The following is a 23,637-nucleotide window of genomic DNA, read 5'->3' on the forward strand; positions in this document are numbered from 1 at the left end:
ACACCCCAAGCAACACCCAAGGCAACACCCCAGTCCACTCATGGCCGAACCGGTGAAAGTTCCTGACGGGCCTTGCCCGCCCCAGCCTACGTCCGACGAAACGCTCGACGTTGAATCGCCGGCGGGAATCCCGTCGCATGCTCCTCACGCCTTCGAGCAGAACTCGCCGCGCAAGCGCCAGGATTCGTCAACGCCGGCTTCGGTCGCCGCCGAGCCCTCGATGGCCGGACAGAACACGATTGATGTCGGCGACAAGACGTTTGTCCGAGGTGTCACTTCGCCGGCCTCGGCGATGCATTCGGGGTCGGGTCGAAAGCAGTTCGGTGAGTACGAGCTGGTGCGCGAGCTGGCCCGCGGCGGGATGGGGGTCGTCTACGAAGCGGTGCAGACGCGGCTGAAGCGCACCGTCGCCGTCAAGATGATTCTGTCCGGCGAGTTCGCCAGCGACGAGCAGATACAGCGGTTCTTCGCCGAGGCGCGGAGCGTTGCCAACCTCGACCACCCCAACATCGTCCCGGTGTACGAGGTTGCCGAGCAGAACGGCCAGCATTTCTTCAGCATGAAGCTGGTGGACGGCGGCAGCCTGTCGAGCCGGCTCTACACGTATAACGGCCAGTTCCGCAAATCCGCCGAGATGCTGGAGAAAGTCGCCCGTGCCGTCCATCACGCCCATCAGCGCGGCGTGCTGCACCGTGATCTCAAGCCCGGCAACATCCTGCTCGACCGCGACGGCGAGCCGATGGTGACCGACTTCGGTCTGGCCAAGATCGTTGCCGATGACAGCAATGTCACCCGGTCCGACGCCGTCGTCGGCACGCCCGCGTACATGGCACCCGAGCAGGTGCTGGGGGCCCGCTACACGACCACGTCCACCGACATCTGGGCACTGGGCGTCATCCTGTACCAGTTGCTCACCCAGACGCAGCCGTTCAAGGGGGAAACGTCGCACGAAACGCTCAAGCTGGTCATGGAGACCGAGCCGGTCCGACCGCGGCAGGCCGACCCGCGCGTGCCGCGCGACCTGGAAACCATCTGCCTCAAGTGCCTCCAGAAGGACCAGCCACGCCGTTACGCCACGGCCGACGCACTGGCGGCGGACCTGCGGCGATTCCTGGCCGGAGAACCGGTCGAGGCCCGGCCGGTCAGCACGCCTGAACGCCTGTGGCGGTGGTGCCGGCGCAATCCGGGCCTGGCGACCACCGGTGCCGTGGCGATCTTCGCGGCGGCGGCGGCGATCGTCATCCTGTCGGTGTCGGTCGCGGTCATCTCCGACCGCGAGCAGAAGGCCAACAAGCTCGCCAACGACAACGCCGACCTGCTCAAAAGCGAACGCGCCCTCAGCCGTGCCCGCGAACGCGACAACGTGAACCTGCGGCTGGAACAAGCGGTCCGGCAGTGCGATCTTGACGCCGGCGTGGGCCTGCTGATGCTCGCCCGCGTTCTGCAGGAGGCCGAGGCGATCGACGCCCCGGACCTGGCGATGTCGACGAGGCTGCAACTGTCGGCGTGGGGCGGCGCGATCCATCCGCTGCAATGCATCGTCCGCCACGAAGCTGCCGGTGCGGGCGGCGTGCAACTGGTCGCGCTGTCGGCCGACGGATCGATCGCCTACACCGCCGGCGCGGACAACCGCATTCGCGCTTTTGCGACGGCGACGTCGCAGCCGATCGGCGAACCTCTCAACTGCAACAAGCCCGCGTCGGCAATGGGGGTCGTCCCTGCGACAGGCGTTCTACTGATCGGTTTCCGCGACGGCACGTCGCGATGGTGGCATCCCGATCCGCAGCACGCATTGCCCGCCGCCACGCCTTTCCACGGTGACGGCAAATCGATCACGCAGATGGCGTTTTCCGCCGGCTCGGGGCGCGTGCTGACATGTGGCCAGGACGGCTTGGCCCGGTTGTGGGACGTTCGCACGGGCCGGCAGATCGGCGGTGACCTGAATCATTGCGGTCCGGTCGCGGTGTGCGCCATGTCCGAATACGCCAATCGCATCGCGACCGGCGGCGAGGACGGATCGCTCCGACTGTGGGAGATGACGACCGCGAAGCCGGTGGGCGAGGCGCTGCAGCTGGGACGGATCTGGGGACTTTCGTTCCGCGACCTGTTTCACCAGGTCGTCGTCGTCACCCAGAACGCGGCGATGATCTACGATGCCAAAGACGCCAGGGCACATTCGATGCTGCGGCAGCCCCCGGCGTTCACGTTCGCCATGACGATGTCGCCGGACGGCTTGCGAGCGGTCGGAGCGGAACTGGGCAACGTGGCCCGCGTCATCAGCCTGTCAGGACCGATGGAGACCCGCGTGCCGCTGCGTCACGGCAGCAACGTGACGGCACAGGCCTTCAGTGCAGACGGCAAGTCGGTCATTACCGGTTCTGGTGACGGCCTGGCGCGGGTGTGGCGTGTCGCCGATGACCGCTACAGTTCGGAAGGCCCGCCCGCCGGTGCCCCTGCGGCGGTGCTGAGCCGCAGCGGCAAGTTCATCGCCACCGTGACCAATGACGGCGGCGTGAAGTTCGCCGACGCCCGTACGGGCAAGACCGTCGCAGTTCTGGCTGACAAAAGCCAAGTCGTTTCGATCGCGATCAGCACGGACGACAACTTCGTCCTCGGTGGAAGCTCGGACGATACCGCGAGCCTGTGGGATGTCCGAACGCAGCGCCGGATCGGCGAGCCGGCGACAGTGGGCGACCTGGTGCGAATTGTCGCCTTCAGCTCCGACGGCCGCACGGTGCTGATGAGTGGTTTCAACGGCAATGTGCAACTGCGACGGGCGGCAGATTTTTCGCTCATCGGCGAACCGATCGAGCACGAGCAACTCAAGGTGGCCGCGTTCTCGCCGGACGGCAGATGGGTCGTTACCGCCGGCGATGACGGGACGGCCCGCATCTGGCCCGTGGAAGGACCGCGCGTCCCCGCCAAAGAACTTCACCACGATGCACGCATCTGGGCGGTCGCGTTCAGTCCCGATGGCACCAGGCTGGCGACCGGCGGACAGGACGGCGTGGCCAACCTGTGGGACATCGCCTCGGCCCGCACGATCGGCCAGCCGATGGCTCATCAGGAGGAAGTGCAGATCGTCGCGTTCTCGCCGAACGGGCAGTGGCTCGCGACCGGAGAGCCCGGTCGCGTGGTGCGGCTGTGGGACGCGACCACCGGCCTTGCCCGCCGTCAACCGATTGCGCTATCGGACAGACCCGAGGCCGTCGCGTTCAGCGACGACGGGTCACGGCTGATCGTTGGTGCCCTCGACGGCTCGGTTGTGCTGTGGGACGTCGCGGGGCATCGCGCTATCGGCCCGACACTGCGGCGGCAGTCCAGCATCACAGCGGTGGCATTCGTTCCCGGCGGGGACGCGGCGATGATCGCCACCGTCGGCGGCGACGTTCGGTTGCAACCCGTACGGCCCATCCCCGGAAAGCCTGCCGATGTCGCCGGCTGGGCCCGCGCCCTGACCGGCGTGGAACTGGACGAATCGGGCGCGGTGCGGGTACAGGAGTACCGCGCGGCGAATTGATGCGTCGGATGGCCAGACTCTGCAACAGAACGCGGATCCGGGTGCCATGGGCTGACGTACTCGTCTGCCCGTGGCGGTGTTTCTGCAAGTGACGCTTCGCCACGGGCAGCGGAGTACCGCAGCCCATGGCATCCAGCGTGTGATCCCAATACCGCTCTGGCTGCCAATTAGCCTCGCCACGATGCCCGACCGCCAGATTACCTTCGCCCCGCACGGTCACCTTTTGACCAACACCGCCGTCTGGTCGCCGGACGGACGGCGGATCGTCTATGACGTGCGCAGTGATCGCGACGGATCGGTGTTCGACGGGACACGCATTGAATCGGTCGATGTCGAAACCGGGGAGATCGCGGTCCTGTACCAATCGCGGAACGGTGCCGGCTGCGGTGTCGCAACCTGGCATCCGACCGAACCGCGGGTGGTCTTTATTCTGGGGCCGGAGCATCCGACGGCCGACTGGGCCTACGGCGCGTCCCGACGGCAGGGCGTGGTGGTCGATGCCGCGAATCCCGGCGTCGCCGTTCCGCTGGATGCCCGCGATCTTGTGCCGCCTTTCACCCCTGGCGCCCTTCGCGGCGGCTCGCACGTGCATGTTTTCAATGCCGAAGGTTCGCTCGTCAGCTTCACCTACGACGACCAGTACCTCTCGCGATTCTCCGAACCGGGGATTGATCATGACATCAGCCTGCGCAACGTTGGCGTCAGCGTTGTCGGCAAGCCCGTAGCGGTACCGAAATCGCACCCGCGGAATCACGACGGCTCGGCGTTCTCGGTCCTGGTAACGCGGACAACCGCCAACCCCACCCCCGGCGGCGACGACTACCGCAAGGCGTATGAGGAAGGCTGGATCGGCGTCCGCGGTTATCAACAGGCAGACGGCTCATGGCGGCGGCATGCGCTGGCGTTTCTCGGCGACGTGGTCAACGCCGACGGCCGGCCGGCGACGGAGGTCTTTGTCGCCGATCTGCCGGACGACCTGTCGCAACCCGGCGACGGACCGCTGGCGGGCACGGAGACTCGACTCCCCTCGCCGCCTACAGGTGTAATGATTCGCCGCCTGACGCGCACCGCGGATCGCCGGTATCCCGGCGTGCAGGGTGTGCGGCACTGGGTTCGCTCGTCGCCGGATGGGGCGCAACTCGCCGTCCTGATGCGCGACAATGCCGGCGTCGCGCAGCTGAACCTCGTGTCGACCCGCGATGGAGCATTACGGCAGCTGACGCACCACGCGACCGATGTCGCGTCGGCGTTTACCTGGAGTCCGGACGGTCGGTACATCGCTTACATCAATGGTGGCTGCGTCTGCAGGGCCGAGGTGGCCAGCGGCGCGACGTATCGTCTGACGGAGCCGGACGCCGAGATCAGCCGAGTTCCACTGCCGCTGGCTTGCGTGTGGAGCCCGGACGGCCGCCGCGTCGCCTATCAGCGGCGGGTACGGATCGCTAGCGGAAACGAGTACAACCAGATCTTCGTTGCCGACGTGCCATGAATAGGAAGGATTTGCCAACGTGATCAACGCCATGTCCGACAACCCGTTCGCCGTGCTGACGCTCATTGGTGCACCGGCGATCCTGACCAATGCGTCGTCGTTGCTGGCCCTGGGGACCAGCAACCGATTCGCCCGTGCGGTCGATCGGCAGCGGCAACTCTCTTCGTTGCTGGAGAAGGACAACGGGAAGATGGATCAGGTCGAGGCCAACCTTCGTCTCACGCAACTCCACTGGGCCGAAGCCCGGGGGCAACTGCTGCTGAAGGCACTGACAAGCATTTACCTGTCGCTCGGTGCTTTTGCCGCCGCCAGCCTGCTGTCGCTGATGGGGGCGCTCATTGGGGATCGTGCGGCGTATGTCAGTTTCGCCGCGGGGATACTGGCGATACTCGCCGGACTTGTTGGCGTCGGCGGGCTTGTCGCCGGCAGCGTTCGCCTGGTCCGGGAGACGCGCATTGCACTGCAGAGTCTGAAGGACGAAGCGGCGTTCACGACGAAGCGGTTCGAGTCGCGACATCTGCCGCCGGTGTAGGCATTGCGGGTGCACGTGGCCGTCACAGCTTCTCGATCAGCTCTTTAACTCTCGCCACTTCGACTGCGTTTCGGGGGTCGCCGTCTTTCTTGAATGCGGTGCCGACGATGAAGCCGTCGGCGTAGTTGGTGTAATGGGGCACCGTGCGTGCGGTGACGCCGCTGCCGACGAAGACGGGGACGTCCTTCGCGTAGCCCTTGGCGTCGACGACTTTGTCGGGGTCGGTGGTTTTGCCGGTGCCGGCACCGCTGACGACCAGGCCGTCGGCCAGCCCGCGGTGCAGGGTGTCGTCGATCTCATCGGCAAGCGGGCGGGGGGCGAGCGGGGCAGAGTGTTTGACGTCGACATCGGCCAGGATTTTTACATCGGCCTTGAGCATCGCCCGCTCGCGGAGCAGGTCGTGGGCGATCGCCTGCAGGATGCCCTGGTCGGCCAGCCGTCCGCCGCAAAGCACATTGACTCGGATGAAAGCCGCCCCCACCGCATGGGCGATGGCCAACGCCGATTGGCCGTCGTTGCGAAGGACGTTGATGCCCAGGGGAAGCTGCACGACGCGCCTGCGGATTTCCGCGGCAAGCGCGGTCATCTGTGCGACGACGTAGGCCGGCACGCGGCCGGGATAGAAGGGGACGTCGCCGAAGTTCTCAATCATCAGCCCGTGAACTCCGCCCTCGGCGAGCGCGTCGGCATCGCGCAGCAGTGCGTCGCGCAGTTTTGGCATGTCGCCGCCATACCGCGGTGACCCCGGCAGCGGCGGCAGGTGCAACATGCCAATCACAGGTTTGGCGACGGAGGACCAGACGGGCAGGAAGGGGGGAGTGGGCATTGTTTGGGCCTGTGAATACAGATGCGAACATCGAACATCGAACGCCGAATATCGAACACCGAAGTAGCAGTGAATGTCGGCTTGCTTCGATGCTGGATGCTCGGTGTTCGATGTTCGGTGTTCGCTTACAAAACTTCAACCGCGCCCGGGCCGCGGCTACTTGCCGTCTTCCGCCCGCCGGCGCAGCGTGGCGACCGACTCTCTGGCGCGGGCCAGGAACGTCGGCTTGTCCTCGCCTTCGTTCGGGCGGATGGGCGTTCCGAAGGTGACCGCCGCAAGAAGGGGGACGAGGATGAAGTCTCCCTTGGGCAGAATGCGGTTGAGGTTCTCGAGGTAGACCGGTACCAGTTCCACGTCCGGGCGTTTCTTGGCCAGGTGCCAGAGCCCGGGTTTGAACTCGCCTACGGTGGCATCGTCGTCGGTGGCGCGGGTGCCTTCGGGGAAGATGATCAGTGAATCGCCGGACTCCATCGCCTCTTCCATGATGCGGAGCGGGTTGTTCTCGCGGGTGACCTTCTTGCGTTCGATCAGCACGGCGCGAAAGACGTCGCGGGCGATCTTGCGGCGGATGGGGCCGGCCTCCCAGTAATCCTTCGCGGCGACGGGGCGGGTCATCCGCCGAACGGGTGTCGGCAGCGCCGCCCAGATGACCGGGGCATCAAGATTACTGGTGTGGTTGGCGAAGAAGATCCGCTGCGGAATGACGCCGTCCGGGCGGACGGGATCCGAGCCTTTCCAGCGGGCCTGCGCACCGGTGACGAGCCTGAGCAATCCTGCAATCACAGCTTCGCTCCTTTGGCCCGCATGTCGCGGAAGATGAACCCCAACCGCCGGAGGATCGTGAACACGCAGCCGACGACGATCAGCAGCAGTGCGCCATACATCACCCATCGCCGGGCGGAATCGTGGAACCACGCAACGACTGCGGCGACGACGCAGGCCGCGGTCAGCAGTGCCATGCGGTGCTGTTTTGCCATCGGTCCGAGGAAGTACGTTCCCGCGCCGATGGACCGCCCGAGGACGCGGACATAAGCCGTCAGGATCGCGCCAATCGCAGCGAGCCAGCCGAGTTCGACGCCGGTGGTAATGCCGATGCCGTAGCCCGCCGCCGCAAGGAGGATCGGGTCGGCCAGGCGGTCGGGGAGGTCGTTGAACACTTCGCCGGTCGGCCCGCCCTTGCCGCCTTCGACGGCGACCATGCCGTCGAGCAGGTTGCAGATCAGCCGGCCCTGGATGCCAACGATCGCCAGCAGGTAGAGCAGGCCGGCGAGCCAGGGCGGTACCTCGGCCCTTGTAAGCACAAGTCCCAACGCCCCGACGGCGGCGAAGGCAACGCTGGCCATCGAGATCGTGTTGGGCTTGACGTTTCTGCGGACCAGTTCGTTGGCTAGCGCCGACGCCCATCGCGAAGACCGTGCCTTGATCGGCCGCCGCGCGCCGGCGGCGGGGGAGTTTGGGTCACCGTCGGCGACTTCGGTCATGAATGGAAGAATAGCAGAGAATGAAGCGGATTGGGCTAAAGATTGATTGAAGGAGCGTGGTGGATGGTGCCACGGGTCGCCGGTACTCCGGAGACCCGTGCAATTGCGTCCCCTCGCGCACGGGTCTGCGGCGTACCGCCGACCCGTGGCACCAAGCTGGGGACAGGACGGTCGATTGAGCCGCTTACGACTTGCCTTCCGTCGTCACGATTTCGGTCGTCGATCCGGTGGCGGCATTCTTCTTCGGCATCGTTCGCCACCGGCCGACCAGCATGAGGCCGGTCTTGATCAAGCCGACGAGCGCCGTCGCCGCCAACAGGATCAGCGCGATGGTGGTGATCAGCCCGGCCAGATCGCGCAGCAACGTCAGCGCGCCATAGATCCCAACGCCGGCGCAGCAGATGACCGCCAGCAGGATGAGCAACCGGTGTTTGAGCTGCAGCGGCGGTAGCGACGCGACCGCCGACGCGGCGCCGGCCACCCGTCCGACGGCGACCCGCATCGCGGCGGTGTCGATACTGACGCCGGTCATCGGCGACGGGGCCACCGGCAACTGGGCCCGTTCGACGATCACCGGCACCGATGCCGACGATGACTCGGCGAGGGCAGGTAGCGATTCCTGTTTGCCGCGCCCCGCTCGAGCCTTTGCGGGCTTGGGCGATGGCTTGGGCGCAGCGAGCTTGTCGTGGCAGTCGGGGCAGACCAAGTGGTTGTCCCAAACCTGCAACGGCTCCAGCCGTCCGATCTGCCTGCCACAGTTTTCGCACGAACGCTGGAAAAGCTCGGGCGACAGGGCAGGGGTGGGCGGACCGGGCCGCGAACCGGACTTGGGGGTGCCCTCGCCGGCGGCGGCGAGGATGTCGGCGGCAAGCGGGTGCGTGGCCTTGCCGCACTCGGGGCAAGTGACCAGCTTCCCCAGATTCCTGGGGGTAACCGCGATGCGGCCGCCGCAATGTCCGCAGGTGAACTTCTTCATCGGTCGACCATCCGCCGCTGTCGAGCCACGTCTACCCTTCGACGACACGAGTATACCGTCCGGCCTCGCCCGCGCGCAACCCATGGTGGGAACTGGCCCAAGGCCCGGCCATTGGCTGCCTTTGGCACGTCAATTTCACGTCGCCCGATATTGAATCGCCTTTTATCGCGACTTCGGATAAAACATTGGCCCTATGGCCGAGCCGGTCTTGTCAGAACTCGCTGAAACCTCGTCCACCAGCTCGGACAAGACGACACCCGTTGTCACGCTGAGCCCGGCCGAGCCCATGGCCCGCGACTGGAAGCAGCCGCGAATCGGCATTCTCGTTGTTGCTTACAACGCCGAGAACACCCTGCGTGGCGTTCTGCACCGCATTCCCGAGCCGATCGTCCGGAAGATCGACGAGATCTTCATTTTCGACGATGCCAGTTCCGACAACACCGCCGCCGTCGGCCGCGCCTGCCGCGACGAACTGCCCCACGCCAAGATTTCGGTCTTTAAGAACCCCGTCAACCTGATGTACGGCGGCAACCAGGCCCGCGGCTACATCTACGCGATGGAGCAGAACCTGGACATCGTCGTGCTGCTGCACGGCGACGGCCAGTACGCCCCGGAAGTGATGCAGGATCTGCTCACGCCCCTGGAAAAGGGTGAAGCCGAGTGCGTCATGGGCAGCCGCATGATGGTCAAGGGTGCGGCGCTCAAGGGCAACATGCCGATGTACAAGTACGTCGGCAACAAGGTCCTGACGTACATGGAGAACAAGCTGATCGGAACGAAGCTCAGCGAGTTCCATTCCGGCTACCGGGCCTATTCGGTTCATGCCCTTAAGAAACTGCCCCTAGGCCGTCTGACGTTCAACTGGCACTTCGATACGCAGATCATCATCGAGCTGCTGAAAAAGAACTTCCGCATCAAGGAAGTGCCGATCCCGACCTACTACGGCGACGAAATCTGCCACGTGAATGGCGTCGTTTACGCCATGAATTGTGTGAAGGAAGCCGTCCGCTACTGCCTGTTCGACCGCTGGAAACGCCCCCGCAATGGCCAACGCGACCGCAACGCCGCACTACCGAGTCCATCACGACCCCAAGAGCAGTCACCAGCAGATCTCCAGGCTCGTGCGGGAACTGCGACGTAGTCCTGTACTGGACGTCGGCTGCGCCACGGGGATGCTCGCCCACCTGGTGAAAGATGCGAACCTGACGCTCGACGGCGTCGAGGCCAACAGCGGCTGGGCCGACGTCGCCCGCCCCTCCTACCGCAACGTCTGGTCGAGCTACGTCGAGGCCGCGCCGCTGCCGGATGGCGAGTATGGCACGGTCGTCTGCGGTGACATCCTCGAACACACGCCCGATCCGGTCTCCATCCTGAAGAGATTGCGTCAAGCCGCTCAGCCGGACGCGACGTTCATCGTCTCGGTGCCCAACATCGCGCACATCGCAGTCCGCCTGCTGCTGCTGATGGGCAAGTTCCCGAAGATGGAACGCGGTCCGCTCGACAAGACGCACCTGCAATTCTTCACCAAGGACACCGCGAAAGACATGGTCGAGGCGGCCGGGTTGAAGGTCGTCAAGACATTGACGACCGGCGTGCCGCTGGATGAAGTCTGGAAGAAGGGGGAAGGCAGCCTGATGTACAAGTTCTTCAGCCGGTGCCAGCACGTGGCTCTGGCGATCGCGCCCAGGCTGTTCGGGTTTCAGTGGATTATGGTCTGCAAGGCGGGGTAGGGTCCGCCTTGGCGGACGCGAGACGTTTGCCCGTTCTTGAACAGTTGACGGTCAAACCGTCAGCACCCGCAGGCTCGACTCCGCGAACGCCGTACGCAGTTCCTTCACGTCCTGCGCTGAGAGCCCCTTCAATACACTCGTCGGCTTCTTCGACCCGCTCATGAAGTGCTTCAACGCCGCCACGAACAGTTCCGGCTGTTCTTCGGCGTCGACCTCCACCGTCTGGGGGAAAATCGCGTCCAAGGCGGCGACGCCTTCGTCGGTGATCTCGGTCAGCTCTTCCACCCAGCGCAGTACCTTGTCCGTCGGCGTTTCATCGGGGAACCGCTGCGCGACCAGCGCGAGCAGATCGGCACGGGTCGGCGCGTTCATCAGAAGTGCCAGGAAGAACCGGTGGTCGGGCTCGGTGATGGTGCCGCGCATGCGCTTGATCGATTCCCGCCGGGCCTCCTCCGACAGGGTCGCCGCGACGCCGGTTGCCAGTTTGCCGTGGCGTTCCTGAAACGCCGCCAGCGCGGCGTCCCATTGATCCAGGTACTGAAGGTGTCCCATGCCGTGTCGCAGCATGTGGAACCCTCGCTCGAAATCCAGGTCGGCGATCATGTCCATCATGACGCCGGCGTAGCTTTCGTTTCCGGTTTGCTCGAGCACGTCGAGCAGTTGCCGCCGGCGAAGCGAGAGCATGTCGGTCGAATGGGGATCCATCGCGATGTGTGGCGGCAGGTAATTGAGCTGCGGCCCCGTGCCCGGATCGTGCTGAGTCCGCACGACGACCGAGATCGACGGCGTATCCAGGTGGAACAGTGAATGGATGTCCTGTGAGCCCGAAACAATGGGCACGGTACGACCTGTTTCCAGAAGCTCGATATGCTTCATTCGCACGTTGCCGACGCGCAGGTAGGGCGTCACCGTCTGCGCGTTGTCAAACTCGTACTGGGCGTGAATGCTCGAACCGTGCATGACGTGGAACGCGCCGGAAAACTCGTGCTGGTGGATCGCGGTCGTTCCGTCGAGCCAGAACAACACCTGGATGTAGAAGCGAGGGTGGCTGAAAGCAATGAGTTCCGGCTGGCCGAAGTCCGAATCCGTCTGGGCAGGCTGTTCGTCGTCGAAAAGAAACTGACGCATGAACGCCCCAAGGTCGACGTGCTCCGCCGGCGGCCGTTCGTCCAGTGCGAGGCACGCGATATCGGGGAACTTCGCGAGCGAGAAGTTCTCGCACTTCCATCGCTCCAGAATGATGCCGCCGAGCTGCTTGAAGAACGCGTCCATGAAGGCACTCTATAGGAGCGGCCTTCAATTCGCGCCTTCGCATCACAGGTTTCCAACCCCGCCAGACGGCTAAAGCACTATGCCGTGATGCGCGGTTTGTGACAAACGAAAAAGGCCGCCCAGCGTTTCGCGAGCGACCCTGGCCACATTGCTGCGGCGTGTGTTTCGTGGGGACCTGAGGTCCGCCCGATTTTCTTTGATTAGTACACGACCGCGGTCGCGTCTTCGATCGCTTCGATGACCTGCCGCACATGGAACGGCTTGCGGAGGAACCCGTCGAAGCCGCCGGCGAGCAGGCCCTTGGCCTCGTCGTCGGTCATCTTTCCGCTCATCGCGATCATCTTCGTGAGCTGCAGGTCGGAGTTGCCCTTGACGTGCTTGGCGACCATCGGGGCGTCGACGCCTTTAAGGTGCATGTCCAGCAGGATGACGTGCGGACGGAACTTCTCGGCCATCACGCCGGCGTCGAAGCCGCTCTTGGCGACTTCCACTTCGTACTTGGCTTCGTCTTCGAGGATCTTTTCGAGCACTTCGACGATGTCAGCTTCTTCGTCGACGATCATCACGCGCATCTGGCCGGTCATCAGGCCGTTCAGCGGCATGCCGTGCTGCTTCATGAAGCGAATGAGCTGCGTGAGCGGAATGCGGCGGTCCTTGCTGCCCGGAATTCGGTAGCCGGTAAGCGCGCCAGAGTCGAACCACTTGGAGACCGTGCGCGGGGCGACGTTGCAGATCTTGGCAACTTCGCCGGTGGTCAGGACGTCTTTGACTTTGGTTGTGGCGTGCATGGCATTCTCTCCGAGCATCCGACGTCATGGCCGTTCGATCTGGTCTCGAGCGGCGGCCACGCGCAAATGAGCCCTTTGGCGACCGGCGACCTTTCGAGTCGCCGAGGTACCGACGCGTATCGGAACCCTGATCAGCCCTCCACGACGAACCCCGCCGGGCTACTGCAGGTGATATCGGCGTAGTGGATAAGAGCTTTAGGAGGCGTGAGACATCGGTAGGGGCCGATGGGATGGTGGGGAGATTGCGGGCCGGATTACCGGACGTGCCGGCATTTTGTTACAGATTTCGAGGTGCCGAGCCGGGATCAGCGGCCGCCGGGCTTGCTGTAGTTGGGATAAATCGGACTGGGGGCCGCCGGAACCGCGACCGTTCCGCGGGCCAGTTCCGCGTTGTTTTCGTCGAACAGCACGAACTGCACGATCGACGGTGTGGGTTGCGCCACACCGGCCGGCACGACCATTTCCACCTGCATCGTCGGCGTGGGGCTGTAACCGTAGGTCTGCACCGAATAGCTCGACTCGCTCGATCCTGCCGAAACCCATGTGCCGACGCAAAGTGCCCCGTCGGGGTTGCTGTAGCCGTAGGATTGGCTTCGGACCGAGTAACCCAGCGAATCGACGAAGTAGCCGACCACCAGAACTCGCGAACGCGAGCCGGGGCCGACGCTCGCCTTCAGAACGTACTGGGGTGTACCGTCACGACTGACGCGTTGGACGGACAGGTTTCGCATGACAACCGGCTGGGGAGAACCCATGGCCGGTGCCGGCGGGACGAATGCTGCGAGTGGCCTCGGCGGTAAAGAGGCCGATGGTGCTACCTCCGACGTCATCACCGCGGCCTGCGGCGCCGCAGGCTGAACATTGGTCTTACTGACACGACCGATCGCATAGAAGATCCCCAACACCACAATGATCGCCAGCAGGCAGCCGCAACCGGCGTTGCTCTTTTTCTTTGGCGGAGGCACCGGACGTGCGGCGGGCGGATAGCCTGCGGCGGTATAACCGCCTGCAGGATAGTTCTGTGGGAGATACTGCGGTGGGGGTGGGGCGATGGTCGGCGGCGTCTTGGGGACACCCGGCGGTGGAAGCTGCGGCGGCCCGCGACCGGCCGGCCCTGCCGACGGCGGAAGCTGCTGCATCTGCGGCAGATCCAGCCCGCACCGCGAGCAGAACCGCGCAGCCGAGCCGCGCGGCTTTGCGCCGCACCGCGGACATGCTGCCAGTCCCTGCTGTGCCATGACTCGCTCCCTGAACCAGTACCCCGCGAATGGTAGACCGGGTGATCTCCTGCTGCCAGCACAAAGCGAAGGTTGTCCTTCCGTTCCGGCACCGGCGGCGGTGACGCCCACGCGCCCGGCAGACGCGAGTCCGACCTTCTGCTTACCCTCGCCGATCCCGACGCCCCTTACATCGTGGTAACGAAACTTAGCGCAGGAGCTCGTCAAATTGAAGCGCCAGGCTCATACAATCCTCACGCGATGGCCAAGAGAACCTCCAAGAAGAAGAGCGATTTTCCACTGCTCGACCACATCGAAAAGCAGATGGAAAAGCTCCGTGAGAACGTCGCCGACGCGATTGAAAAGTTTGACGAAGAAGCAATCCACGATGCCCGCGTTGCCACCCGGCGGCTGAAAGCGGCACTGGAACTGACGTCGGCCGTTCTCAGCAAACGTCATCGCAAACCGCTGGACAGCGGACTGCGTAAGATTCGGCGACGGCTCGGGCCGCTTCGCGACGCCGACGTGATGATTCATCACCTGACCGCGTTGACCGGTGATCGCCGTCACGGCCAGGCGGCCGCATGGCTGATCGGCCGGCTCGAACAGGCACGCGAAGGCCTGCGCGAGGAATCCCGCCAGGGCCCTTCGGTCGAAAAGCTGCTTCGGCGGACCGAGGCGTGGCCGATGGTCCGCGGCGAGATCATCGAGGCCCGCGAAGGCGTCGACGGACTGCTCGCCGAGTCGTTGCACGCGCAGGTGGATGCGTTCGCCACCCAGGCCGCCCAGCTGGTCCGCGAGTACGCCTCGGGGTCGCGGGTGGCGGCAGGCGATCGTGACGACGCGTCGAACCACGCGAACCGGCAGAACCCGCACGACGTCCGCATTGCCGCCAAGGCGCTGCGGTACACGCTCGAGATGGCCCAGGCCGAGGGCCGATCGCCGGGCGCGCGCGTCATGACATCGTTCAAGCGCATGCAGGAATTACTCGGCACATGGCACGACTTTGTCGTGCTCGCCGATTACGCGCTGAAGGAAGTCGTCGCCTCGGAGCTGATGCACCACGAGGTCGCGACCAGCGATCGCGTGATCGAGCTGGCCAAGTTTGCCGTGAAGCGTTCGGCACAGGAGTTGTCCGCGTTCTGCAGACTTTGGGAGCAGAAAGGCGAGCCCATTGCGGTCCGGATCAGAGCTGTTTTCGAGCTGATGCGCACCGTCCCCGGGCCTGAATCACCCCAGAGCGAATCACCCCTGCCCGAATCACCGCAGAGCGAAAAGTCTATGCCAGCTCATCCCGGCGTCTGGCGCAGAAGGTCTTCGACCGAAAGCGACGAAGCTGCCGAGTCGAGCAATGATGTGACCGTCGGCGGCGACGATTCATCGCGACCGGGGGATGACCTCAGAGAATCTCGAACGGATCTCGATCCTTCCGGGACAGGATCATCGGAAGTTCCGGCAGCCGGCCCGACAGCATCGCGGCGAGCCGTTTGAGCGTCGCCCGCTCGCTGTTGGAATGCAGCGTGCAGACGACGGTCAGCCCGGCGTTGGCGGCCTTCAGGGCGTCGTGGTGACGCATCTCACCGGTCAGATAAAGCTGCGCGCCGCCGCCGATCGCCTGGTCGAGCAGATCGCCGCACGCACCGGCGCAGACGGCGGCACGGGTGATGGAACCGCTCGTCGGCCCGGCGATGAGCAGGTGGGGTAGTTCCAGTTCCCGCTTGATGCGCTCGAAGACGGCCTGGCGTTCGGTCGGCGCAGGCAGGTCGCCGATCCGGCCGATACCGTGCCCCTCGGGCGCAGCTCCAAGCACATTCAGGTCGAACGCCGGCTCTTCGTAGGGATGGGCGGCTCGCAGGGCATTCACTACCGCATCGACCCTGGCGGTCGGGACCACGGTTTCGATTTTAACTTCAGGCACGCGTTCGAACTGCCCGCTCTTGCCGACGGTCGGGTCGCTGCCGGCTTCGCCGAAGAAGGTGCCGGTGCCGGCAGTGCGGAAACTGCACGCCGAGTAATGGCCGATACGCCCGGCACCAGCCGCGAAGATCGCGGCGCTGACTTTCTCGAGCGAGGTCTCGGGAACGAACGTCACCAGCTTGTACTGCGACGGCTTATCCTCGCTGACCTTCAGCGGCCAGCGCTCGGCCAGCCCCAGGGCATCGGCGAGCACGTCATTCGTGCCGCCTTCGGCGACATCCAGCGCGGTGTGGGGCGAGTAGATCGCCACGCCCCGGCGAATGGCATCAAAAACCGCCGCGCTCGCTCCGCTGGCCGTCACGCGGGAGAGCAATGGTTTGAAGATCGGCGGGTGGTAGGCGATGACGGCGTCGCACTTTTCGCCGGCCGCTTCGCACGCGACGGCGGGGGTGTAGTCGATCGTCAGCATCACCCGCGTCAGGTCCTGCGCCGGATCGCCGACCAGCAGGCCGACGTTGTCCCACGACTCGGCGTAGCGCGTGGGGGCGATGGATTCCAGGGCGGCGACAAGGTCGGCGACGGTAGGCATGGTGGTAATCCGGTCAGTCAATTTCGCGAAGCGTACAAACGTAACCGATGCGCTGGTTGATCAATCGCTCTGAGCTACCGCCTCGGCGTACGCTTCCATCAGTCCGAGCGTCACCTTCCCCGGCTTGTCCCCGCCGATCGCCTTGCGCTCGATCCGGCAGACCGGCATGATCCCCATGTTGCTGTTGGTGATGAACACCTCGTCGGCTTCCAGTAGATCGCTGATCGACACTCCCCGCTTGACGACTTCGATCCCCGCCTCGGCGGCCAGGTCGAACACCACGCTACGGGTGACGCCGGGCAGTACGTTGCTTTTCGGGTAGGGCGTCAACTGGCGGATCGACTCTTCGCGCAGCTCTTCGTTCGTCGGTGGCGTGACGAGCCGACCATCCTTGACGATCAGCACGTTGGTGATCGATCCGCACTGCAGGTAGTTGTGGACGTTAAACCAGAGCGCCTCGCCGGCTTGCCTCCGGTTAGCTTCTTTCAGGGCAGACAGCCGCGAAAAGTAGTTCAGCGTTTTGTGTCCCGCCTGCAAGTCGTACGGGTTGAGCTTCTGCTCATCGAGCACGATGACGGTCATCCCCTTCTGGTAATACTCCTGCGGGTAGGGCTCCAGTGGGGCAGCCGTCAGCAGGACAGTCGGCTCCAGCCGCATGCCGTGCAGGGGATCCTGTGTCGCCCGGCCACGGGTGACGGTCAGCCTGAGCCGTGCCTCGGCCAGGCCGTTTCGCTGCAGAAGTTCAGTCGTCGCGGCGGCGATCGCTTCGTCGCGCTGCTGAAGCGGGACGAACAGTGCGTCACACGATTCGCGCACCCGGGCCAAGTGGCGGTCGAGCATGAACACGCTGCCGCCGTAGGCGCGCATGGTCGTAAAGACGCCGGCCGCGTGAAGCAGGCCGGTGTCGCGGATGGAGATTGTTGCCGACTCTTCGTCGATGAATGAACCGTTGATCCAGGCGAATGACATGGCGGGGATGATACAGACGGGGCTAGCGAGAACGAACCGGCCGCTATTGTACGTTTCTGGTCTCCAGCAGCTGGGGAACCAGCAGTATGGTGTCATCGTCTTGCAACCAGCCGTCGACTTCGTCGGTGACGGAACCGTTTACAAATCGGATCGTGAAATGCGATTGATCCTGAGGATCCGATTGTCCTGCGAAGATTTGGGTGACTCCGTCCTTCGGGACCAGAATGCCTGTCGCGGATTCCCCGGCCGTGAGAGGTACGGCGCGCTGAATCAGGGTTCCCGGAGTGAATGCAAGCGAGACCATGATTAGCGCTGACTTGTCCTGTGAAACCCCAACCGTCCCACCCCCAATACCTGCGAAAACGACGACAATCCGGCGGTTTCCACGACCGCTCATCCGTTCTCCGATATAAACGACTCGCGAGCCGGCGAAACCGAGGCCCGCCGCAAAATGCGACCACTGATGAGGTGCCTGAAGGGAGTCACTGAATCGTCGTTCGAGGACGCTTTGGCCCGGCGCTCGCGGCGCGATTGTGCGGGCGAACACCTCCGTGGCAGCGTCTGGCACACATGCAATCGCCGCCGACTGCGCCTGGTACAACCTGAGTTCATCCGCCGAGTCTTGAGCCACTTTCGACGAAAACTTCCAAGCGACAAATCCACCCACGGCGACAATCCCCGCTAGCAGCGCGATCCACCGCCACGATTTGCGCGGTTTGGCGTATTGAAGGGCGTGCGGGATCGGAACTGCACGCGGAAGCGGTTGGTCTGTTGGGTCCCCGTCCATCACCGTTTAGTGTATTCCCTGCCATGAACAAAATCGCCCTCTCCCTGCTCGCCCATCCCGACGACGCCGAGATCCTTTGCGGCGGAACGCTCATGCGACTTGCCGACGCCGGGTGGGAGATACACATCGCCACAGCCACGCCCGGCGACTGCGGGACGATGGTCGAGAACCGCTGGGCGATCAGCAGCATCCGCACGAAAGAGGCCAAGGCCGCCGCGGACATGATCGGGGCGACGTATCACTGTCTCGACGAGCGAGATCTGATGGTGGTGTTCGATAAGCCGACGATCCAGAAGACGATGGACCTGTTCCGCCGGGTGGCACCGACGCTGGTGTTCACCCATGCCGCCAAGGACTACATGATGGACCACGAGCAGGTCAGCCTGCTCGCGCGGGCGGCCAGTTTCGGGTACGGCGCGCCGAACATCTCGCACCACCCGTTGAAACCCGGCAGCCGGGTGCCGTACCTGTATTACTGCGACCCGATTGAAGGCATCGATCCGTACGGCAAAGAGGTCGAACCGACGACGTTCATCGACATCTCGGCCCAGATGGAGAAGAAGGTGCAGATGCTCGCATGCCACGCCAGCCAGCGGGAATGGCTGCGGGCGCATCACGGGATGGACGAATACCTCGACTCCACCCGCCGGCATTCGGCCAAACGGGGTGCGAAGATAGGCAAGGCGGCGGGGGAGGCGTTTGTGCAACACCTGGGCCACCCGTATCCACACGACGACATTTTGGCGAAGATATTCGGGTAATCGCCTTGTGGCATGGGCATGTACTCATGCCCGTGTCGTCCCCTCGCGAAATGCACGGGCATGAGTACATGCCCATGCCACATAGAACATCACTATGGCACGACCCATCACGCTCCTCTCGACGCTCAAGGGCTCCCTGCTCGAGAAGTTCTTCCCCACCGGCTGGAACCTTCGCAAGATGGATCAGTGTGCCGCGATGTCGCGCGAGCAACTGCTTAAGCCGGCGAAGTTCTGGAACAAGGACTTCAAGCCCGTCGTCGTCAAAGACGTCGCCGACATGGACAAGCAGATGGGCGACGCGATCGCCGACCAGATCGAGCAGACCCGCAAGGCCGGCATTCCACTGGCGATCATCCTGCCGGTCGGGCCGATGGGCATGTACAAGCAGGTGATCGCCCGCATCAAGGCGAGCAAGACGCCCTGCGACCATGTTACCACCTTCAACATGGACGAATGGGCCGACGCCAAGGGCAACAGCATGCCCGGCGATCAGCCCGGCGGCTTCGAGCACGCGATGACCCACGCGCTCTTCGGCCCGCTCGGCAAGCTGACCGTGCCCAAAGAGCAGCGCAACTTCGCGACCAAGCGCAACCTGCCCGCCTACGCCGGCAAGATCGCCGAACTGAAACAGCGCCGCGCACGGCTGGTGACGGTCTACGGCATCGGCAGGGTGTGTCACATCGCGTTCTGGGAGCCGCACCTGGCGGCCGAGTTCCCCAACCCCTCCGACTGGAAGCGGCAGACGCACAAGATCGGCGTCGCGCTGCAGCCGCTGACCATCGAGCAGAACGCGATCACCAGTTTCGCCAGCCGATTCACGTTGGTGCCGTGCTTTGCCAACACGATCGGCCCTGGACTGTTCCTGCAGAGCGATTACTGCATCGGCGGAGCCGATGGGGCCTATCCCGCCCACGGCGCCCAATGGCAGGGGATGAGCATCTGCACCACGCTGCAACACGGCCCCGACGCCTGGCTGCCGAGCACGTATATGCCGACATTGCCGGGGCGGATGTTTGTGGTGAAAGAGCTGTTCGGGCCGTTGAAGCCGGATGCGCATTGAGTTTGGATGACGGGGAACACGAATGCCGCCAAAGCTCGACTACGCAACGTCCGCACGGGTCCATGAGTCGGAGCAGCGATTCATGCGAGTCCGATCCAGTTGGACTGGTGTACTTCTCCTTGGCGCGATTGGATGCGGCGTGACCGCTTTACTGCTAGCTTTCGCCGTGCAACGGCAACCTGACTCTGAAGAGGTTGCGGCTATCGTCCTGCTGATAGTGGCGACTGTCGTGCTCTGTCTGCTCGCAGCTGTGAGGCACCGCAAGCGATCGTACAAGTACGCAGGCGATATTGTTCCGCTACTCGTCTGCATTGTCATTGCAATCGGCTTCGCGATTCGAGCGGTATGGGAACTTGCACACTGCCGCGTCTATTAGCAAAGAGTTTTCAACGAGTCGTCAATCTTCAAATCCGGTAGTGCCTAGGTTGCACGATCCTCGGGAATGGTTTCTCCACGCTGACGGGGCGGATGTTTGTGGTCAAAGAGCGGTTCGGGCCGTTGAAGCCGGATCCGTCGAGGAAGAGGTTGCCGCGTGACTGAGAAGCTCGAGTATGCAGGATCTACCGTCCCACAAGGCACCGAAAAACCGCGATGGACAGGAGTGTGCCTGATCGGAGCGATCGGATGTGGCGTCCTGGCGATTCTGAGGGCGTACCGCCATTACGGGTTGTTGTTAGAGAACGATGTGGTTCTAGTTCCGGCGCTGCATCTCGTGACGATTCTGTTGTCGGCCGTGGCGATCCATCGCTTTCGGAAGCAGCGTGGGCGAACGGCCTCTGAAGTTCTGCTGCTGGTGACAGCTTTGCTAATCGTGCTTGGCCTCGCTTCGATCTCGATCAAGCTGTACGTTGAAGCTCCGCGGTAGCACCACCTCGTCCCGCTGCGTCTACGGTTTCACAATCCCCTTCAGTTTCGCCATCTCCGCCGCGTACTTCGGATCGCTTGCGACGTTGCGATATTCACCCGCGTCGGTCTGATGATCGTACAACTCCACGCCCGCCTTGCCGTCGTCCCACTCAGTGTAACGCCAGCGGTCGGTCCGCACGCTGCGGCCGGCGCTCTTGCCGCGCTGCACCTGCGTGTATGCCGGGCGGTCCCAGCTCGTCGCCGGATTCTCCAATAGCGGCCGCATGGAAACACCCTGCAAACCGGCCGGCGGTTTGACGCCGGTCAGGTCGGCGAGCGTGGGGAACAGGTTGAGAAACTCGACGACTGCCGGCGTCGATTTGCCGGCGCTGCGGCCGTCGGGCAGTGCCATGATCAGCGGGGCACGGGCGCTGTACTCGAAGATCGTGTTCTTGTTCCACCACCCGTGCTCGCCGAGGTGATAGCCGTGATCGCCGACGAAGACGACGATCGTCTTGTCGGCGAGCTTCAGCCGTTCGAGTGCATCGAGCACCTTGCCCACCTGCGTGTCGGTGAAGGTGGTGCCTGCGTAATAGCAGCGCATGAATTCCCGTCGTTCGGCATCGGTGAACTTGTCGAATGCTTCGGCGAGTGCGCCGCCGCCGGTCGCGATCTTCAGGTCCTTCGTCCGATCCGCCGGCTCGACATGCGGCTTGAGCGAATCCAGCGGATAGAGATCGAAGTACTTTTTCGGTGCAATGAACGGGTCGTGCGGCTTATGAAACCCGACGGCCAGGAAGAAGGGCTTGTCCTTCTGTTCTTCCATCAGTTTGATCGCGTCGCGGGCGACCTGGCCGTCGGGCTGGTCTTCGTCGTCGCCGTCGGCGGCCAGCCAGCGACACCAGTTCAGCTTCCCTCCGGTCATGTTCCGACCTTCGCCGCGCAGGCCGGTCGCGGTGGCCTGGTAGAACCGGCTGACGGTCCAGGACTTTTCGTCGTCCATCTGCTCGTTGCGCTCCTCCATCGTTCCGCCGCGATGGAAAATCTTGCCCAGGCTCGCGGTGAAGTAGCCGTTCTCTTTGAACATCTGCGGCAGGGTGACGACATCGGGCAGGTTCTTGCGGACCTTGACCGAGTTATCCAGCACCCGCGTGGTATCCGGCCGAAGGCCGGTCAGGAATGACGAACGGCTGGGATTGCAGACCGGGTACTGCACGTAGGCCCGGTCGAATCGCACGCCCCGGGCGGCCAGGCGATCGATGTTCGGCGACTTCACCGCCGGCACGCCGTAGCAACCGAGTTCGTTGCGAAGGTCGTCGGCGACGATGAACAGGACGTTGGGCCGAACGGCTGCCTCGGCGGCAGGCGCGTGCAATGGAAAAAGACACGGGGCGACCAGTACCAGGACAACCATCCAACGTGCAGATGTCACGAGACCCTCCGGTGAAACTGAACGCAGAACGTCGTCGGGCGGACCTTATTGTTCGGCGTACCGGGTTTGGTAGGGTCCGCCCTGGGCGGACGCGGGGTACTCGTTGGCCAAACGCGGTACATCGGTTCGCCAATGGTCCGCCAAGGCGGACCCTACTCAGAGCGATGAAGCCGACTCAAAGTGATGAAGGCGACACGCCCAGCGCCGCCAGCATGGCCCGCGCCTTGACCATCGTCTCTTCGTACTCGGCTTCGGGTTCGGAGTCGGCGACAATTCCGCCGCCGACGGGCACGTGCACCAGGCCGTCCTTCACCATCATCGTGCGGATGGCGACATTGAACTCCATCGACCCGTCAGCGCCGATCCATCCGATCGCGCCGCAATACGGGCCGCGGCGGACGGGTTCGAGCTCGTCGATGATCTGCATCGCGCGGATCTTCGGGCACCCCGTCACGCTGCCGCAGGGGAACATCGCCCGCAGGATGTCCACGAAGGTGACGTCCGGCCGCAGCGTTCCCTCGATGGTCGCCACGCCGTGATAGACCGTCGGGTGTGCCTCGATCGTCCGCGCCTGCGAAACCTTGACCGAACCGATGCGGCAGATGCGCCCGAGGTCGTTCCGCTGCAAGTCGACGATCATCGCCAGCTCGGCCTGGTCTTTGGCGCTCACGCGAAGCTCGGCGTCCATGCCCGGCAGCAGGGGGCGTGTGCCCTTGATCGGCCGGCAGATGATACGACGGTTGCCATCGGGCTGGGGATCGACGCGGAAAAACAGCTCCGGCGAATTGCACAGCAGCGCGAAGTCGCCGTACTGCAGAAACGCGCCGAACGAAGCAGGGGTGAGTTCCTGCAACCGCCGATAGATGTCGATCGGGTTCTCGCGCAGCGGCGCGAGGATGCGCTGCGAGAGATTCACCTGGAAGATGTCGCCGGCGGCGATGTAATCGATGCAGCGGCGGATCGCCGCGAGGTAGTTCTGCCGGGCGACGGCGAGCCTGGCGGCGCGCTCGCTGCGGAGGCCGCTTGCGCGCAGCGGGACCGGCGTGCCGGGGATGTCCGATCCGTGCAGCGAGAACGCGAACAGCGGCACGCCGGGCAGTTCGATCGCCCGCGTCGGCAGATTCTCGAACCAGCGGCCCAGGTCGTAGCTGAGAAAGCCGATCCACCGCGCGTCACGCGGCAGGTCGGCGTGACGGAGGTAGTTGGGCAGCGTCGAGAGCGCTTCCAGCGGATTGTCGGTGGTACCTTCGGAAAGCTCGCCGCAGCGCAGCTCGGCGTGGCCGGTGCTGTCGGCGGCCATCAGCCAGCGGGCCTGCTCCTGCGGCCAGGCCCAGCGCGAGGATCCGTTGCCATCCAGCCGGACGGTCGGTGAGGTGACGAGCTTGCCGGGGTTGGAAAAGAGAGACGGCATGGATGGCTGCTTCGGTCGATGGCGCGGCGGTCAA

Annotated in this window: 21 protein-coding genes; 9 read left to right on the forward strand and 12 right to left on the reverse strand. The window is 64.2% G+C overall.

Annotated elements, in window-relative coordinates; all coding sequences use genetic code 11:
• Positions 1–40: 40 nt before the first annotated feature.
• The 3 genes from IPV69_RS00385 to IPV69_RS00395 all read left to right on the forward strand — a co-directional run bounded on the left by IPV69_RS00385 (position 41) and on the right by IPV69_RS00395 (position 5,541).
• Positions 41–3,520 carry a serine/threonine-protein kinase gene (locus tag IPV69_RS00385; protein WP_206292927.1) on the forward strand — a complete coding sequence of 1,160 codons (3,480 nt, stop codon included), beginning with the start codon at positions 41–43 and terminating at the stop codon, positions 3,518–3,520.
• Between the two features lie 181 nt (positions 3,521–3,701).
• Positions 3,702–5,009, forward strand: coding sequence for a DUF3748 domain-containing protein (locus IPV69_RS00390; RefSeq protein WP_206292928.1), 1,308 nt, complete (start codon positions 3,702–3,704; stop codon positions 5,007–5,009).
• A gap of 31 nt (positions 5,010–5,040) precedes the next feature.
• Positions 5,041–5,541, forward strand: a complete 501-nt coding sequence (locus tag IPV69_RS00395; protein WP_206292929.1) for a DUF2721 domain-containing protein — start codon at positions 5,041–5,043, stop codon at positions 5,539–5,541.
• Positions 5,542–5,563: 22 nt separating this feature from the next.
• On the opposite strand, the gene IPV69_RS00400 is transcribed toward IPV69_RS00395, so the two are convergent.
• The 4 genes from IPV69_RS00400 to IPV69_RS00415 all read right to left on the reverse strand — a co-directional run bounded on the left by IPV69_RS00400 (position 5,564) and on the right by IPV69_RS00415 (position 8,824).
• Positions 5,564–6,367 (reverse strand): BtpA/SgcQ family protein, encoded by an 804-nt coding sequence (locus tag IPV69_RS00400; protein ID WP_206292930.1) that lies wholly within the window; start codon positions 6,365–6,367, stop codon positions 5,564–5,566.
• 156 nt (positions 6,368–6,523) lie between these two features.
• Positions 6,524–7,150 carry a lysophospholipid acyltransferase family protein gene (locus IPV69_RS00405; protein ID WP_206292931.1) on the reverse strand — a complete coding sequence of 209 codons (627 nt, stop codon included), beginning with the start codon at positions 7,148–7,150 and terminating at the stop codon, positions 6,524–6,526.
• Positions 7,147–7,848, reverse strand: coding sequence for a CDP-alcohol phosphatidyltransferase family protein (locus tag IPV69_RS00410; protein ID WP_206292932.1), 702 nt, complete (start codon positions 7,846–7,848; stop codon positions 7,147–7,149). The genes IPV69_RS00405 and IPV69_RS00410 overlap by 4 nt, the downstream gene beginning before the upstream one ends.
• A gap of 184 nt (positions 7,849–8,032) precedes the next feature.
• Positions 8,033–8,824, reverse strand: coding sequence for a hypothetical protein (locus IPV69_RS00415; RefSeq protein ID WP_206292933.1), 792 nt, complete (start codon positions 8,822–8,824; stop codon positions 8,033–8,035).
• Positions 8,825–9,032: 208 nt separating this feature from the next.
• On the opposite strand from IPV69_RS00415, the gene IPV69_RS00420 reads away from it, so the two are divergent.
• Positions 9,033–9,965: a glycosyltransferase family 2 protein gene (locus IPV69_RS00420; protein WP_206292934.1), complete on the forward strand. Its 933-nt coding sequence runs from the start codon at positions 9,033–9,035 to the stop codon at positions 9,963–9,965.
• Positions 9,868–10,554 carry a class I SAM-dependent methyltransferase gene (locus IPV69_RS00425; RefSeq protein WP_206292935.1) on the forward strand — a complete coding sequence of 229 codons (687 nt, stop codon included), beginning with the start codon at positions 9,868–9,870 and terminating at the stop codon, positions 10,552–10,554. The genes IPV69_RS00420 and IPV69_RS00425 overlap by 98 nt, the downstream gene beginning before the upstream one ends.
• Positions 10,555–10,605: 51 nt before the next feature.
• On the opposite strand, the gene IPV69_RS00430 is transcribed toward IPV69_RS00425, so the two are convergent.
• The 3 genes from IPV69_RS00430 to IPV69_RS00440 all read right to left on the reverse strand — a co-directional run bounded on the left by IPV69_RS00430 (position 10,606) and on the right by IPV69_RS00440 (position 13,852).
• The gene (locus IPV69_RS00430) at positions 10,606–11,826 is read right to left on the reverse strand and encodes a hypothetical protein (RefSeq protein ID WP_206292936.1); all 1,221 of its coding nucleotides are present in this window, start codon (positions 11,824–11,826) and stop codon (positions 10,606–10,608) included.
• Between the two features lie 200 nt (positions 11,827–12,026).
• Complete coding sequence (locus IPV69_RS00435; protein ID WP_206292937.1) at positions 12,027–12,614, reverse strand: response regulator; 588 nt, start codon at positions 12,612–12,614, stop codon at positions 12,027–12,029.
• Positions 12,615–12,919: 305 nt separating this feature from the next.
• Positions 12,920–13,852: a hypothetical protein gene (locus IPV69_RS00440; RefSeq protein WP_206292938.1), complete on the reverse strand. Its 933-nt coding sequence runs from the start codon at positions 13,850–13,852 to the stop codon at positions 12,920–12,922.
• Positions 13,853–14,092: 240 nt separating this feature from the next.
• Here IPV69_RS00440 and IPV69_RS00445 point away from each other — a divergent pair, with 240 nt between their 5' ends.
• Positions 14,093–15,322 (forward strand): CHAD domain-containing protein, encoded by a 1,230-nt coding sequence (locus IPV69_RS00445; protein ID WP_206292939.1) that lies wholly within the window; start codon positions 14,093–14,095, stop codon positions 15,320–15,322.
• Here the strand turns inward: IPV69_RS00445 and IPV69_RS00450 are convergent.
• The 3 genes from IPV69_RS00450 to IPV69_RS00460 are packed head-to-tail and all read right to left on the reverse strand — an operon-like array spanning position 15,231 to position 17,973.
• Positions 15,231–16,337, reverse strand: coding sequence for a Nif3-like dinuclear metal center hexameric protein (locus IPV69_RS00450; protein WP_206292940.1), 1,107 nt, complete (start codon positions 16,335–16,337; stop codon positions 15,231–15,233). The genes IPV69_RS00445 and IPV69_RS00450 overlap by 92 nt on opposite strands.
• A 60-nt stretch (positions 16,338–16,397) precedes the next feature.
• Complete coding sequence (locus tag IPV69_RS00455; protein WP_206292941.1) at positions 16,398–17,306, reverse strand: aminotransferase class IV; 909 nt, start codon at positions 17,304–17,306, stop codon at positions 16,398–16,400.
• 43 nt (positions 17,307–17,349) lie between these two features.
• Positions 17,350–17,973 carry a hypothetical protein gene (locus IPV69_RS00460; RefSeq protein ID WP_206292942.1) on the reverse strand — a complete coding sequence of 208 codons (624 nt, stop codon included), beginning with the start codon at positions 17,971–17,973 and terminating at the stop codon, positions 17,350–17,352.
• A 143-nt stretch (positions 17,974–18,116) separates the two neighbouring features.
• On the opposite strand from IPV69_RS00460, the gene IPV69_RS00465 reads away from it, so the two are divergent.
• From IPV69_RS00465 to IPV69_RS00475, 3 genes are all read left to right on the forward strand, one after another.
• Positions 18,117–18,854, forward strand: coding sequence for a PIG-L deacetylase family protein (locus IPV69_RS00465; protein WP_206292943.1), 738 nt, complete (start codon positions 18,117–18,119; stop codon positions 18,852–18,854).
• Positions 18,855–18,948: 94 nt separating this feature from the next.
• Positions 18,949–19,914 (forward strand): 6-phosphogluconolactonase, encoded by a 966-nt coding sequence (locus IPV69_RS00470; RefSeq protein WP_206292944.1) that lies wholly within the window; start codon positions 18,949–18,951, stop codon positions 19,912–19,914.
• A 532-nt stretch (positions 19,915–20,446) separates the two neighbouring features.
• Positions 20,447–20,779 (forward strand): hypothetical protein, encoded by a 333-nt coding sequence (locus IPV69_RS00475; protein ID WP_206292945.1) that lies wholly within the window; start codon positions 20,447–20,449, stop codon positions 20,777–20,779.
• Positions 20,780–20,800: 21 nt separating this feature from the next.
• On the opposite strand, the gene IPV69_RS00480 is transcribed toward IPV69_RS00475, so the two are convergent.
• Together IPV69_RS00480 and IPV69_RS00485 are read right to left on the reverse strand one after the other, a co-directional pair.
• Positions 20,801–22,192, reverse strand: a complete 1,392-nt coding sequence (locus IPV69_RS00480; protein ID WP_206292946.1) for a sulfatase — start codon at positions 22,190–22,192, stop codon at positions 20,801–20,803.
• A 175-nt stretch (positions 22,193–22,367) separates the two neighbouring features.
• Complete coding sequence (locus IPV69_RS00485; RefSeq protein WP_206292947.1) at positions 22,368–23,603, reverse strand: anthranilate synthase component I family protein; 1,236 nt, start codon at positions 23,601–23,603, stop codon at positions 22,368–22,370.
• Between the last annotated feature and the right edge of the window lie 34 nt (positions 23,604–23,637).

The sequence above is a fragment of the Humisphaera borealis genome (assembly GCF_015169395.1).
GTDB lineage: Bacteria > Planctomycetota > Phycisphaerae > Tepidisphaerales > Tepidisphaeraceae > Humisphaera > Humisphaera borealis.